Genomic DNA, 14,620 nt, shown 5'->3' with positions numbered 1-14,620 from the left:
TTGTCCTTAGGAACCACCTGAGAAGCTGGATTAATTATCGAAATTAAAACCTAGAAATGGTGTTCGCACTGCGTTTTTCTTGGTTTTCTTCAAAATAGAGTTTTAAACTTTCCGGCATACTTTCTTTAATGTCTACATGCTGCTCAAGAAATTCAGCTAAATTGCCATATTCACCTTCAGGGTGTTCTTTTCCTTCTAAAAATTTTCCTAATAGTTTGCCAAGCTGACTGCTGCTACCATAAAATTCTGAAGCAAGAATTTTATTATGAATTAGAGCAGCTGCTTGGACCTGCATGAGCTCATCACAATCCTGCTGCCTCGATAGTCGATTTAAAAATTCAATTTCTTGAGCTCTGTCGCTGTTTCGAAAGTATTTTTTTATCCATGCCCAATCACCCCAAGATTGTGTGTATGCATCTTCATATAATGAAGCAATTGATTTAAGCGAGGTTTCATTATGCTTACCAATGTAATTTCCAATCTTTTTGTCACCGAGCAAACAAATATTCGTTTTATATGATTCTATTTCCTGCTTCAAAAACTCATATTGCTCATTTAAAAACTCAATCCGTTTGGGAAATTGCTCTCCTTTTAATCGATTAGGGTGAGATAAAGACTCAGCCATTATGAGTTGACAAAACTTAAGCGCTTTTAAACCTTGATAATAGTTTTTTACTGCTCTCTCGAATTGTTCTTTATGTACCTTATTATTTACTTGCAATAAATTGTTTAATGCGTGACTGAACTGTTGTTTTAATCGGTTAAATTCGGGTAACAATGTTTTGTATAACTCTTGTTGTTCATCCCAAAAAGCTTTCTGTGTTATGTCATTAGTTACCACTCTGATTGACCCAATTCGGTCATTAACACGATCCATTTTTGAAGTGTTTTGGTATGGGTTACAGTCAGCAATAGATTCCCATGTTTTTTCGAGGTTTTCTATTAGGAGTTGAACTTGTGTTAGATTTGGGTTTTGACTCACTTTTTTGCTCCGGCTTTAAAAAGTAGTTTTTTTAAAATCTTTACCTTATTATATCCTATCTTCTTTTAAGTTTGGATATAAACTTGCCATGATGGCCACAATTAATTCACGTGAGTCATAAGTGCTTGTTCAATGAATCGTGTTGAATCTTTGCGGTTTGTCTTTACATTTGTCCAGAGATATTTGCTTTAAATAAGTCAATTACAGAAACTTTAAAAGTGTATTCAATCCCGTGGTCTCTACTGCACCTTAATTCAACTGGTTTTGATCAAAAATTCCATACAAAGCCCTGTTTTTGTTCATCAATTTTGTAATTCCCAAATAAATTAATTAAAAAGTGGGTTTTTATCTTGACGCATGGAGAAATGTGTTTCTATAGTGTATAAAAGTGGGGTAAAATAATAAAAAAGTGGAGAATTGTGGAGGGAAAAAAACTTCCACATAAATGAAAGCCATGTTTCGTGGAATAAATGCCATCACCATTGATACTAAAGGGCGCTTAGCAATCCCTACGCGTTATCGTTTCGCGTTGGGTGCTGAAGAAAAAACGCCTTTGGTGGTGACTATCGATACCGAGGAAACATGCTTGCTGCTCTACACGGCGACTCAATGGCAAATAATTGAAGATAATTTGCAGAAATTACCCAGTTTTAATGCAGCAGCACGAAGAATTCAGCGTCTATTGATTGGTCATGCGACTGATGTTGAGCTTGATGCAAATGGAAGGGTGTTGTTACCTACAGTTTTAAGAACTTATGCGCAGTTGGAAAAAGATGTAGTGATGATAGGCCAAGGAAATAAATTTGAAGTATGGAATAAGGATCTTTGGGAAACCCGGCGTGAACAGTGGTTGGCTGAGGAAAGCTCTGGAACTGGTGGGTTACCTGATGAAATGAAAACGTTTTCTTTGTAATGGAAACAATTAAATGGCAATGCATCAATCAGTATTACTTCATGAGTCAATAAAAGGCTTGGCCATTAAAAGTGGTGGCATCTATTTTGATGGGACGTTTGGCCGAGGTGGCCATAGTAGAGAAATTTTACGTCATTTAAACGATCAGGGTCGTTTATATGCCATAGATAAAGACATAGATGCAATTGCGTATGCCACAGATCATTTTGGTCAGGATAAAAGGTTCCATATCTTCCAAGGCTCATTTGCACGAATTGAAGAATTTGCTCGCGAAGCAGACGTGTTGGGAAAAGTGGATGGCATTTTGTTGGACCTAGGGGTGTCTTCACCGCAGCTGGATAATCCTGAAAGAGGTTTCAGCTTTATGCAGCAAGGGCCATTAGATATGCGTATGGACTTATCTCAACCTATGAGTGCTGCTCGATTTGTTAATGAGGCAGAAGCAGAAGAAATGGCTTCTGTGTTCCGATTATACGGAGAAGAGCGTTTTGCAGGCCGTATTGCAAAGGCGATTGTGGCTGCTCGAAGCATTGCGCCCATTTCTACAACCTTGCAATTGGCGGAAATTGTGAAGGAAGCAAATCCAAAATGGGAAAAGCACAAGCATCCCGCAACTCGTGTGTTCCAGGCGATACGAATTCATATCAATCAAGAGCTAAACGATTTAAAGAGTTGTTTGGAGCAATGCATCAATGTTTTGGCACCCAAAGGTCGATTGGCAGTGATTAGCTTTCACTCTCTTGAAGATCGCATCGTCAAACAATTTATGCGTGATAAAGAACAAGGGGAAAAGCCACCTCCGGAAGTGCCGATTCGCCATGAAGAATTAACCACAAATTTTAAAAGAATAGGCAAGGCGATTATGCCTCAAGAAAGTGAAGTAAAAGAGAACGTCAGGGCTCGAAGTGCTGTATTGAGAATAGGGGAGAAATTAGCATGAATGCTGCAGCGAGAGTAATCAATCAAGGGACTTTATTTAATGGTCAACTGGCAGATATGCAAATGTCTAAATCATTATACATGCTGATTATATTATTAGTTGCTGTATTAGTGAGTGCTTTGGCAGTGGTATACAGTACCAATTCATATCGAGTGACTTTAAATAAAGTCGAGCAACAGGAACAATTAACACACTATTTGCAGTTGCAATGGGGACAGTTGCTTCTGGAACAGGCCAGCCTGGCTACCCCCGCGCGAGTAGAGGAATTAGCTACCGAAAAATTACAAATGGTTTTACCAACCGCTAAAAATACTTACTGGTTACAAGCCCAGCAGTAGAAGTTTTTGTTTTAAACGAGTACCATTGGCTTTTAGTTTTGAACAACGTAGCCTGGGAGTAACCTGGGAATTTTAGTGCAATAAAACCTGGGGTTTTGGACTGCACTCCATCGAGTTAATGGAAATTTCCCTTCTCTCTTCATGGGAGAAGGGCCTGTCAGGACGATGAGGGGAGTCGGGTGGCAACCTCTAGCTTTATCTCTCTCCATTGGGAGGGGCGGGATTTCATTTGACTTAATGAAGATGCGGTTAACTTACCTAGGCTACAGATGGATAAATATCCATGAAAAACTCAACTCATTTAAATAGACTGATTGTAGTATCTTCCTTTTTTTCTCTGCTTTTGCTCGTTTTGATTTGGCGTATGGTTGATTTAACGGTACTTCATCGCCAATTTCTACAAGGTCAAGGTAATGCGCGTAGCTTACGTGTTGTAGATATTCCTGCCCATAGAGGAATGATCATGGATAGGAATGGTACTCCATTGGCAATTAGTACACCTGTGGAATCTGTCTGGGTGAATCCTAAAGAATTTTCACCTGACAAAGAACAATTTATGTCTTTGGCTGAATACTTGAATTTGACTCCCAAACAATTAAGCAAAAAAATAGTAGATGCTGAAAATAAAGAATTAGAATTTCTCTACCTACAAAGGCAATTACCTCCTCCTTTAGCTAAAAAAATAAAGACATTAAAAATCCCTGGTGTTAATTTTCAGAAAGAATTCAAACGTTATTATCCTGATTCAGATAGCATCTCCCAATTAATTGGATTCACGAATGTCGATGATCAAGGTTTAGAGGGAATAGAGCTTGCATATCAAGATTGGTTGAAAGGTGTTGTTGGAAAAAAAAGAGTCATTAAAGATCGTTTAGGTCGAATTATCGAAGAGTTAGGGGTCATCAAAGAACCACGTCCTGGACGTGATATGGCTTTAAGTATTGATCGACGATTACAATATTTAGCATACAGTGAATTAAACAAAACAGTTGAAGAGTTTGCCGCAAAATCGGGTTCTGTAGTCGTTGTTGATACAGAAAACGGTGAGATTTTAGCGATGGCTAACGTTCCTTCTTATAACCCTAATTCACGCGGACGTTACGATAAAGATACTTATAGGAACAGAGCAGTCACTGATACATTTGAACCTGGATCAGTGATTAAGACATTTAGTATTGCCAGTGCTTTGGAAACAGGTTTGTTTTCACCAACAACAATTATTGACACGAATCCCAGTTGGATGATTGTTCATGGTCACACCGTTCGAGATATCCATAATTATGGTGTTCTGGATGTAACGGGTATTTTGCAGCACTCAAGTAACGTTGGGGTAACGAAAATGGTGTTAGCAAGTCCCCCGGAACAATTAATTGGCTTGTTGCAACGTTGTGGTTTTGGACAAAGAACTGAAAGTACTTATCCTGGCGAAAGTGAAGGGGGAATTGTTAATGTAAAAGATGCGAATCCTTTTGTATTAGCTACTTTGAGTTTTGGTTATGGTTTGTCGGTTACAGCTTTGCAGCTCGCGAAAGCCAATATGGTTTTTGCAAATCAAGGGAAATTGATTCCAGTCACGTTACTGCATAATGATCCACCCACTCCAGGTGTCCAGGTGATAAAACCGGAGACAGCGCATCAGGTTCTTTCAATGATGGAAGCGGTTTTGGGTAAAGATGGTACCGGCAGAGCTGCAAGGGTACCAGGTTACCGAGTGGCAGGTAAAACAGGAACAGCGCGTGTAGCAGGAAAAGATGGTTACAAAGATAGAAGATATACTGCAAGTTTTATAGGCATAGCTCCCGTTTCAAAACCCAAATTTGTTGTCGTTGTAATCATTCATGAACCTTCTCGTAAGGGTTATTATGCTGCAGCAGTTGCCGCTCCTTTGTTTGCTAAAGTCATGTCGGGAGCCTTGCGATTATTTAATATACCTACTGATGAGTTGGTAGGGTAATTTGATCTTTGGATAAGATTGTAATCTAGGCTACTTTAGAACAATTAGGAATAGTGATGAAACTTTCACAATTATTAAAACCATGGATGCCTCATATAAAATCGGATTGTATTATTACTGGACTGGAAAATGACAGTCGTCGCATCCAGCCAGGTGATTTATTTATTGCCTATCCTGGGGCCGCCGCTGATGGTCGATTATTTATAGATAAAGCCGTGTCTGCAGGTGCTGTTGCGATTGCCTATGATCCTGCTCATTTTCCCGAGGGTTGTGTTTTACCTGAGACAATCCCATGTATTCCTGTTCCTGAATTGGCGACACAACTCGCAATTATTGCAAAACTTTTTTACGAGGATCCGGGGCGTTTTCTGTCAATAACTGGCGTAACTGGAACTAATGGTAAAACAACGATTGCTTATCAATTGGCTCAGGCCCATCATTTACTGGGGCAGGGAGCTGCCTATATTGGTACTATTGGGCAAGGTAATGTAAACGAACTTCAACTTTTGGATAACACAACACCCGATTCCCTTTGTTTGCAAAAATTATTACACCAATACAAAAATCAAGGTATAAGACAGGTTTGTATGGAAGTGTCTTCTCATGCGTTGGCACAACATCGTGTTGATGCTGTTGCGTTTACACAGGCTATATTTACCAATCTAACGCTGGATCATTTGGACTTTCATCTCAATATGGAAAATTATGCAATGGCAAAAGCACAGTTGTTTGCTGGAGAATCGTTGCAATGGGCGATAATTAATCAAGATGATGCCTATCAACAAAAAATGGCAGCGGCACTTAGGCCACATGTTAAAAAGTTGACTTATGGAATTCAACACGATTGTGATGTAAAAGCGGTAAATTGGTCTATGGATATTAATGGTACTGAAATTGAAGTGCATTCACCTTGGGGACAGCATCAATTAAGGATAAAAGCTTTAGGACAATTTAATATATATAACAGTTTAGCCATATGGAGCAGCTTATTAGCTTCTGATTATGCACCTTCTCAAATAATTGACGTCATGGCGCAATTAAAAGCTGCTCCAGGACGCATGGAAATTGTTGCGAATGCACCTTATGTACTTGTCGATTACGCACATACTCCAGATGCTTTGGAAAATGCTTTAACTACCTTAAATCAATTAAAAAAAGGACGTTTGTGGGTCGTATTTGGCTGCGGCGGAGATCGGGATAAAACTAAAAGACCTGTGATGGGCAGGGTTGCTAGTAAACTTGCAGATCAAATTGTTATTACCAGTGATAATCCGCGCACAGAGGATCCACAAGTAATAGTCAATCAGATAGCACATGGAATTTCGAACCCATCTAATGTGATTCAACTCCTTAATCGTGAAGAAGCAATTGCATATGCCTTAAATGAGGCAGATGCACATGATGTCATTTTGATTGCAGGGAAAGGACATGAGGCTTATCAGCAAATTGGTAAGGTAAAACATACTTTTTCGGATCAGGATGTAGTGAAAAGATTAATTCAAAAGTAAATGCAAAACATAAATTGGATGGATGCTTTGTAGAATGCGTAGGCTGGCTGCTAAGCCCAGCCTACAAAATCCAGCTGGATTTTCTTAGTGTTTGTGGATGTATTGCTTAAACTTCATTGGTGACATATCTACATAGTCTTTGATTGCGATTGCAAAAAGATTGGGATCACCTGTTTCGTAGAAGCACACTAACTCACCGTTTTTACCATGCTCAGGAATTCCTTGCGCCGTCAACTGGTCTAAAATATCGTTAGTTATCTCAATGGTTTCTTCTTCAGATTCTGCTTCTACAGGGCCAATAGCAAATCCCCAGCTTGAAGAGGTATTGTAATTGTTGATTGAATAACCAATAAAATAATTATAAGCCAGTTGGGAAGCCATTTCGATTCCTACTGACTGAATCTCATTGAGTTTAGGACAAACTGCTTCCTGTGCAAAAGCAGATCCGGTAAGAACTAAAGCAGCTGCTAAAGTGGTTAATTTTGCTTTTAAAGACATAGTATATTCCTTGTTAAATCAATTACTCCAATTTACTCCAGGTTGAATTGACCTATCGAACCTGGAGAGGTACCGCGTTGGTGATTTTACTTGTGGGCTTTTAACAAGTATTGCTTTAACTTCATTGGACTAATTGCATAACCTCTAACAGCAATAGAATAAACATAAGGATTGCCTGTATCATATAAACAAACTAATACATTTTCATCGAGTTCCAAAGGAAATCCAGGAGTAGTCATATTATCTAGAATTTGATTTGAAGCATCTACAGCACCTTCACTTGAATCAGCTTGCACTGGTCCAATAGCAAAACCCCATTCAGCAGATGAACCGAAGTTACTCATTGAATAACCGATGTAAAAGTCATTACCAATTTGCTCAGACATGGAGATTCCTTCTGCCTGAAGAGCACTCAGATCAGGGCAACTTGCATCAATTGCAAAAGCAGAACCCGCTAGAACTAATGCTGCTGCAAAAGTAGATAATTTTATTCCTAAAGACATAACACATACTCCTTTGTTTTTTAAAAATCGCAAAAAGAGTATCATTTGATTTCATAATTTACAATGGACAATTTTTAGATTTATCCGTACCTATCAACTCAATAATTAGGATATTAATGGCCTTATTTTTTTTACTTTCCAAGCAATAACTTGGTTTCATTGCCCATAAGCGATGGTATAGGATACCGAGAAAAATCATGACGCATTTGATGCTGTTTCCGCAAATTTAAGAAGGCGCTTTTTTGATCTAAAGCCTGTTTTAAGAATAATGTTTCTTTAAGAGGGTTATAAATATTTAATATCGATTCGTACCATAATTCATCATTTTCCAAATTTAAGCGCTGAGGTAACTCAGGTGCTGCAAATTGTGGAAGAGGTAGTCCTGCTATTTTGTGTAATTTTGAGCTGACCATAGAAACCGCAGCATATTTTGCTTCGAGACTGTGGCCCGCGATATGAGGGGTACAAATGGTGGCTTTATCAATAATGCGTTTGTCAATCTCAGGCTCATTGAGGTATACATCAGTACAATAAATAAGTGGTTTTGAGGTGCTAAGGAGTTCTTCTTCATTGACAATTCCACCACGTGCCGCATTGATTATGATGCAGCCTGGTTTTAAGTGGTTAAAAAAATCCCCATCAATTAAATTGGCACTTGGATAGGGTGGGGTATGGTGTAATTCTGCATGGATACATATGAGGTCAACCTGATATAATTCTTCTAAACTGCAACTATGAGAGTGCTCACGTGCTGCTTTAGGTGGATCGTAGCTGAACACTCTAAAACCCGCTGTCTGAAAACGAGCAGCAACTTGAGAACCTACCTTTCCAAGACCAATAATGCCGGCAGTATTTCCACGTAAAAGATGTTGATGTTTTAATACAGCAAGACAAGCAACGACATAATCAGCAACCGCTCGTGCATTAGAGCCCTTGGCATCGATTATTTGAATTTTTTGGGAATTAAGCCAAAGATGATCGAGATGATCGGTACCACTACTCGCTGTAGCAACATAACGCAAAGAATGATTTTTTAATAAAGATTGGTTGACTTTTAGTGTAGCCCGGCATAAGAGCACCTCTTTCCCGGCAAGTAATTGGGAAACTTCCTCAGGATGATGATATTTCGTTAAATGAAAGGGTTTGGGAAACGCTTGCTCCAAGCCCGGAAGAGAGGCATCAGCAAGAATATTTATAGCCATCGCTTACTCCGCATCAAAAAAAACAACCTCTTTTTTTATTCGTTAGTTGCAAAAACAGTCAGTATGGATATGAGTATCGCACTGCCTCGATATAATTTTGTCGATTATTCATCATATTTTAAAAATGGCACTTAGGATGATTAGTCCCAGATTAATCAGTGGGGTCAATATCATACCTAAAATTCCAGTAAATACTAAAAGGATTAAGATAAAAAAACCGTAAGGTTCAATTTTTGCATAGGCAATTGCTTGTCTGGGAGGTAAAAGACTCATGACTACTCGACTGCCATCAAGTGGTGGAATGGGGAGAATATTTAATGCGGTTAAAATCAAATTAATAAATACGCCGGCTTGTGCGGTAGCATAAAGAAATAGTACAGCCATCGAGGTATTGGGATTCAATATAAGAGCGATTTTGTCGCAAGCAGCCCATAAAAATGCCATTAAAAGGTTTGAAAAAGGTCCGGCAAGTGTTACCAGGATCATATCTCGCCGGGGATGACGAAATTGGTTCCAATTAATGGGGACAGGTTTTGCATAACCAATTACAAAGTTAAACTGAGTTAAAATACCAACCAATAAAGGTATAAATACTGTACCTATCGGATCAATATGTCGAAGAGGATTTAAACTTAACCGACCAAACATTTTTGCAGTCGTGTCACCACAACGATAGGCAACATAAGCATGAGCCGCTTCATGTAGGGTAATGGCGAGTAAAATGGGAATAGCCCAGATACATATTTTTTGGATCAAAGTAAATTCTATCATTAATAAAAAACCTGTAATAAAGATATTGTGATTCTATCGAATAGTGGCTTTCAATAACAAGTGTGAAAAGATATCAAAACATTCATCTTATTTTATATACCTCATCTCTAAATCAAATTTCGAATTTGCATTCCTCAAAATATGTTCCTTAAGCTACTGATTAAATTGAGATCAGAAAGTTGATTGCTTGATCGGCCCATGATAGTATTCTGCCCGAAATTTAACTAGTCTAGGAGACAAAATGCCAACATTAAAAAAGTTAACGCCCGAAGTGAAAAATGCCTTAGGAAACAAATTTGATTTTCAAACTCGATATGAAGGCTTAATTCAAAAAAGCAGTGAGGGCCAACTCAAAGGCAATGAGGATGCAATTCGATATATTGATGACGTTGTAAGAAGATATAATATGATTAAAGGAACATCACCTAGCTCATCAGATTTACAAGCTAAAAAAGAAGCTTATTTACCTTTACTCAGAGCGCATGCAGCGGAAGTGGGTATCCATACTTTTTCTAAACCAGGGGATTTAGCATCTCGACTCAAAGAGCTGGATTTTGAACCGAGTAAAATCGAGGAAATTACCAAAGGGCTGGAGCAGGCCGGCGATGATGACCTACTCGCGATTCTCTCATCATTAATCATAACCAGTGCAACCTGTGAAGAGGGTCGTTACCAACAACATCACCATCACCATCACCATGAATCTAACATAACAGTAGCAACTCGTGGTTTTGGTGGTACTACTCATTATCATTGATAATTAAATCTTAGGAGAGCGGTCATGTTAGTGATGCAGGATTGCGCTATTGAGCCAGGCGATATTGTGTTTGTGGTCTCCAATAGCAGTAAACCTTTTATACGTTTAAAACAGGCCGCTCAATCCCTCACGACCTGATCTATCCCCACGAATTATGAGTTGAAATAAAGAGCGTCTCATGATCAAATGAGCGTCATTAAGACTCATGGAAATTAAAATGTTAGCTGTAGAAACCTATCTTTATAATTCGCTTACAGAATCATGTCCTGAAATTCATATATCACGATTGAATGCAGTAATGGATGTAGCATCAGGCTTAAGACATAGCCAAAACCTTTCATTAAGTGAATTAGGGAGGAACTTGCCTGGAGATGCAAAATTAAAAAATAAGATAAAGAAAGTTGATAGGCTGGAAGGCAATAAGGCACTGCATAATGAACTTTTTTCCATTTATCAAGGGTTATCAAGCTTTGTTTTTACTTACATCTCGCAAGATACAACCTTACCTTTGATTGTAGATATTTGCTGCTTAAAAGACGACCGAGAAATTCAAATGCTCAGTGCAGAAATAGCGTTAAAAGGTAGAAGTCTTCCTCTTTATCGAGAAGTGTATAGAGATACCGAAACAAAAGGACGAGCTAAGGACTTTTTAAAAGAGTTGAGTCTTTGTTTGCCCAAAAATCGTCGAGTAATCGTAATCATGGATGCCGGTTTTTATGAAGAATGGTTTAAAGAAATAGAAGCGCTGGGCTGGTATTGGCTAAGTCGTGTAAGAGGAGTTAAATCGGTACAATTATCCGAAGAACTGGGATGGAAACTCATTAAAGAACTAATCCCTGATATTAAATCTAAAACGACACATTATGAGCATGCTCTATTAACCAAAGAGCATACAAGACCTTGTAGGGTGGTTACAACCTATCGTAAGCCTAAGGGAAGAAAGGTAAAGACATCACGAGGAAAAACCACCTCGACACTGTCTAATGGAAGTTATAGTCAAGCTAATAAAGAGCCATGGATTTTGGCTACTAATTTACCATTGGATGTAGGGCCTACTGATATTATCAATCTCTATTTTAAAAGAATGCAAATAGAAGAATCGTTTAGAGATGTTAAAAGTCATCAATTCGGACTAGCAGGACGTTATGTGCGTACTCATTCAGTAGATAGATGGGGAGTAAAAATGCTTCTTGCTGCTATTGTGCAAATTACTTATTGGGTTATTGGAGTAATTGCACATAGTCAAAATAAACAACAATACTTCCAAGCCAATACGGTCAAAGATAAGAAAATATTCTCTTATTTTACCCTGGGTAAGCTTATGATTGAGCATAATCAGCTCTGTTCCTTAGCCCCTGACCCTAGAACCTTACAAGAGATTATAGAACAGGAGCTTAACCGTGTTTGGTAATTTCGTGGGGATCTTTCAGCTCACGACCCCGGGCAACAAACATGGTCATAGAGAAGTAGTTACCGTCTTTGTTTGTACCGATAGAAATAAATATGGTGTCATTTGTCATAATTACGAACGGCAGCTATCAGTACCCACTGAAACTTTTAGGGCAAAACTTCAAGAAAAAACCATAGAGGAATTAACCACGCTCCTTTTAAAGTATTGTGATAAAGAATTCACTTCAATCCAAATCAAGGAAGCCTTTTCATCCGGTACCATGTGGATGAGGCAATTGGCTGCTAAGATGACTGGCAGTGAGGATCCTGAAAAATTAATTGAACAATTCCTCGCAGCATCCAAAGAGAATAAAGAGAGACTGATTCAGTTAGTGCTTGTATTTTGGCGTGCCTCAGGACAGGCAGAAATTCTTCCGGTAGTGAATTCAAGCCTTTTAGTATTTAAGCATACCGACACGAAACAACGGCAACAATTTTTAAGTGCTTATCAGCAACAGGTTAAAGTAACACAACGATTTCATGAGCAAGGAAAAAGCCGAACCAGTTTCTGGGACGTGCTCAAATCGTTGTTTCAATGGTCAAATCAGCAGGATCAACACGACAGAGAACATCTTGCTCCTTCGGATGCAACCTTTTGTTCAAGTAACGTAATGCAAGTGTTAAATCAGGTTAATCCCGATCTGGTACACAGAGGACGATATGTTTTACCCAAAACTTTGGAAGCAGGTCTTCGCGAAGCAACAAAAAGTAAAACGCGACCTGAAAAAGAATCACCGGAGCAGTTCGATGATTTTGAAGAGATGGTTGCAGCACAAGAACAGTGGATACCCCCATTTAAATTACAAATTTTACCCGCATCAGGCAAAAAATTGATGAGCACCTTATTAGCTGCGGTAGATAAAGAAATTCAGCGCATTGAGTCCAAATGGTGGCTCAATCAGGCTGACAGAGACAAAGCGAGTGATTTAAAAAAGCGTCTTTTGTCTTTTCGTAATCCCAAATATCAAGGCTACTCTGTTGAATTACAGGTTGATATTGCGCTAGAGCTCATTGCAACGTTACTTCCTGCCTTGCAAAAAAAGACAGGTTTCTTGGGGGAATGGTTCCCGTCTACTTCTTATACCAATATACGGGCATTTGCGCGTACTCAGGGTATTTTTGATGGGGATATCCGGGGCGCAGTAGAAAAGCTAAAAACGCATCCTGCAATCACATCTCAAGAAGAAATTCCAGCAGAAGTAGTGCAAGAACCATTGCCTACAGGGCAGATTTATATTTTTTCTGATTGGTCTTTTTCCATCTGGCCAACAGATAAACGTGCACAGTTGTTACAGTATATGAACCAATTAGTTGCCAAAGGACATGCTTTATATACCTGGGAAAATGGCCAATTAGTCAAAATGAACAAAGAGTCCTTAAAAAGTGCGATTAATGGAGAGGATTTTGATGATTTGCTGGCTTCTAAATTAAAACCGGCAACACGCGCTGCCGTGCTTAAGCAAGCAGAGTATCAGCAGCTGAATACTGCCCAAGTCCACTTTCTTGATTATAAAGTGTGTCAAGAACTAGCAGATGATCATCAATCCATTGAAACTCATCTTAATGTCGCGTCAATATTTTCTTCAAAACAGGATGAGTATCATTTGAATCAAACAAAGCTTGCATTGATTGATATTGAACTAGCAAATACTCAGGATGAAAATGAACAACTTAAATTGCAAAAACTGAAAAAGCGAATTGCTACGTTAAACGATATAAAGCATAAAACATATCAAAGTGGTGTTGATACTAAGGCTTTTGTGACGCAACCACGACATAGAAAGCCAATATTTAAGCCCGTTGATTTACTGACTTTTACACCTTCCACTAAGTATTATCGTGATGAAGTCTATTCCGATTTGGTGATTAACGAAAACCCATCTTCTCCATTCCAATATTATGAATTAGTAGGAATGAATGCCACTGAAAATCTGACAGATTGTGACTATGAGTTTCACCCTGAGGGATTAAGTGAAGAGCTCATCAAAAAAAGGAAGGATGAAGCAAATCTCGTTCTCTTAAAAGGAAAAAAAAGATTAAGTTTGACTTCTAATTGGCAACCATTGCCTTCGGTGTATCCTGGTGAAACCTTATTAGATATTGCCATTAACGGATTAAAAAAAGATGATTTTGAAATAAAGTATTCTAAGGAAAATCGTTTGCATTACATTCGCTTACTGAAACCAACTACAGAGCCTAAGGAAGCCAAGATAAATTTTTTGTTACGCATGCCCAAGCAGTATCGAGCACATCCTGTTTTTAATACATTAACCGCTCATCGAGAGCATCAAGAGATACATCGCTTATTAATGAAGTACCTTAAGTTTGGTAAAGATCATGGAAAGTTAAGAGATACCAAAGTTCATAATGGCAATGAATATCTTGATGAGGCCAGAGGATTGGCTGTAGGAAGTTGTCGTCTAAGAGCTATTGCCTTTAAAGAGGAAATGAAACGTTTGTATCCTAAAGTTCCTGTTTCTATTGTAGGCAACCCGGATCATTGTTTTATTGAAATGGAACTCGATGGTCAATGGGATACATATTGTTTGGGTGGATATAGGGATACTCCGAGTTTGATGGAATCGGTCAAAGAAGATACTTGGTCCTCTATGAACTCCGATGCGAAAAACCACCGATTTTTTGCTGAAAAAGCGAAACCTCAATTGCCAGTGGAGGTTCCTGTTGCAGAAGAGGAGTTTGTTAAACGTTTTGCGTAATTAGGGTGTGGTATTGCGAGAGCTAGGACTTTGTGATGGGGTTGGTTCCGAGCTACAAAGTATCTAGACTATTACGTACAAAAGGTTA

General features: G+C 38.7%; 13 protein-coding genes. 8 read left to right on the top strand and 5 right to left on the bottom strand.

The genetic code is table 11. The features are described from left to right. Positions 1-43: 43 nt before the first annotated feature. Positions 44-982 (bottom strand): hypothetical protein, encoded by a 939-nt coding sequence (locus tag OQJ26_RS05720; RefSeq protein ID WP_265702930.1) that lies wholly within the window; start codon positions 980-982, stop codon positions 44-46. Positions 983-1,436: 454 nt separating this feature from the next. Here OQJ26_RS05720 and mraZ point away from each other — a divergent pair, with 454 nt between their 5' ends. From mraZ to OQJ26_RS05695, 5 genes are all read left to right on the top strand, one after another. After that, positions 1,437-1,895 (top strand): division/cell wall cluster transcriptional repressor MraZ, encoded by a 459-nt coding sequence (mraZ, locus tag OQJ26_RS05715; protein ID WP_265702929.1) that lies wholly within the window; start codon positions 1,437-1,439, stop codon positions 1,893-1,895. A 13-nt stretch (positions 1,896-1,908) separates the two neighbouring features. After that, complete coding sequence (gene rsmH / locus OQJ26_RS05710) at positions 1,909-2,835, top strand: 16S rRNA (cytosine(1402)-N(4))-methyltransferase RsmH (protein ID WP_265702928.1); 927 nt, start codon at positions 1,909-1,911, stop codon at positions 2,833-2,835. Continuing rightward, entirely contained in the window at positions 2,832-3,173 is a 342-nt protein-coding gene (ftsL, locus tag OQJ26_RS05705) for a cell division protein FtsL (RefSeq protein WP_265702927.1), read from the top strand. The genes rsmH and ftsL overlap by 4 nt, the downstream gene beginning before the upstream one ends. Before the next feature lie 283 nt (positions 3,174-3,456). Next, positions 3,457-5,127, top strand: coding sequence for a peptidoglycan D,D-transpeptidase FtsI family protein (locus OQJ26_RS05700; RefSeq protein WP_265702926.1), 1,671 nt, complete (start codon positions 3,457-3,459; stop codon positions 5,125-5,127). Positions 5,128-5,183: 56 nt separating this feature from the next. Continuing rightward, positions 5,184-6,635, top strand: a complete 1,452-nt coding sequence (locus tag OQJ26_RS05695; protein WP_265702925.1) for a UDP-N-acetylmuramoyl-L-alanyl-D-glutamate--2,6-diaminopimelate ligase — start codon at positions 5,184-5,186, stop codon at positions 6,633-6,635. 84 nt (positions 6,636-6,719) lie between these two features. On the opposite strand, the gene OQJ26_RS05690 is transcribed toward OQJ26_RS05695, so the two are convergent. The 4 genes from OQJ26_RS05690 to OQJ26_RS05675 all read right to left on the bottom strand — a co-directional run bounded on the left by OQJ26_RS05690 (position 6,720) and on the right by OQJ26_RS05675 (position 9,609). After that, positions 6,720-7,133 (bottom strand): DUF4949 domain-containing protein, encoded by a 414-nt coding sequence (locus OQJ26_RS05690; RefSeq protein ID WP_265702924.1) that lies wholly within the window; start codon positions 7,131-7,133, stop codon positions 6,720-6,722. Between the two features lie 86 nt (positions 7,134-7,219). Next, positions 7,220-7,636: a DUF4949 domain-containing protein gene (locus OQJ26_RS05685; protein WP_265702923.1), complete on the bottom strand. Its 417-nt coding sequence runs from the start codon at positions 7,634-7,636 to the stop codon at positions 7,220-7,222. Between the two features lie 131 nt (positions 7,637-7,767). Then, positions 7,768-8,832 carry a 4-phosphoerythronate dehydrogenase gene (locus tag OQJ26_RS05680; RefSeq protein ID WP_265703061.1) on the bottom strand — a complete coding sequence of 355 codons (1,065 nt, stop codon included), beginning with the start codon at positions 8,830-8,832 and terminating at the stop codon, positions 7,768-7,770. Positions 8,833-8,949: 117 nt separating this feature from the next. Beyond that, complete coding sequence (locus OQJ26_RS05675; RefSeq protein ID WP_265702922.1) at positions 8,950-9,609, bottom strand: site-2 protease family protein; 660 nt, start codon at positions 9,607-9,609, stop codon at positions 8,950-8,952. Between the two features lie 241 nt (positions 9,610-9,850). On the opposite strand from OQJ26_RS05675, the gene OQJ26_RS05670 reads away from it, so the two are divergent. The 3 genes from OQJ26_RS05670 (at position 9,851) to OQJ26_RS05660 (ending at position 14,532) form a co-directional block, all read left to right on the top strand. After that, entirely contained in the window at positions 9,851-10,366 is a 516-nt protein-coding gene (locus tag OQJ26_RS05670) for a coiled coil protein (RefSeq protein ID WP_265702921.1), read from the top strand. Between the two features lie 205 nt (positions 10,367-10,571). Further along, positions 10,572-11,777, top strand: a complete 1,206-nt coding sequence (locus OQJ26_RS05665) for an IS4 family transposase (protein ID WP_265702028.1) — start codon at positions 10,572-10,574, stop codon at positions 11,775-11,777. Then, positions 11,767-14,532, top strand: coding sequence for a hypothetical protein (locus tag OQJ26_RS05660; RefSeq protein ID WP_265702920.1), 2,766 nt, complete (start codon positions 11,767-11,769; stop codon positions 14,530-14,532). The genes OQJ26_RS05665 and OQJ26_RS05660 overlap by 11 nt, the downstream gene beginning before the upstream one ends. Positions 14,533-14,620 lie beyond the last annotated feature (88 nt).

The sequence above is a fragment of the Legionella sheltonii genome (genome assembly GCF_026191355.1).
GTDB classification, from domain to species: Bacteria; Pseudomonadota; Gammaproteobacteria; order Legionellales; family Legionellaceae; genus Legionella; species Legionella sheltonii.
Note: the sequence above shows the minus strand (reverse complement) of the source record. Positions and strands in the feature narration are given on the sequence as shown.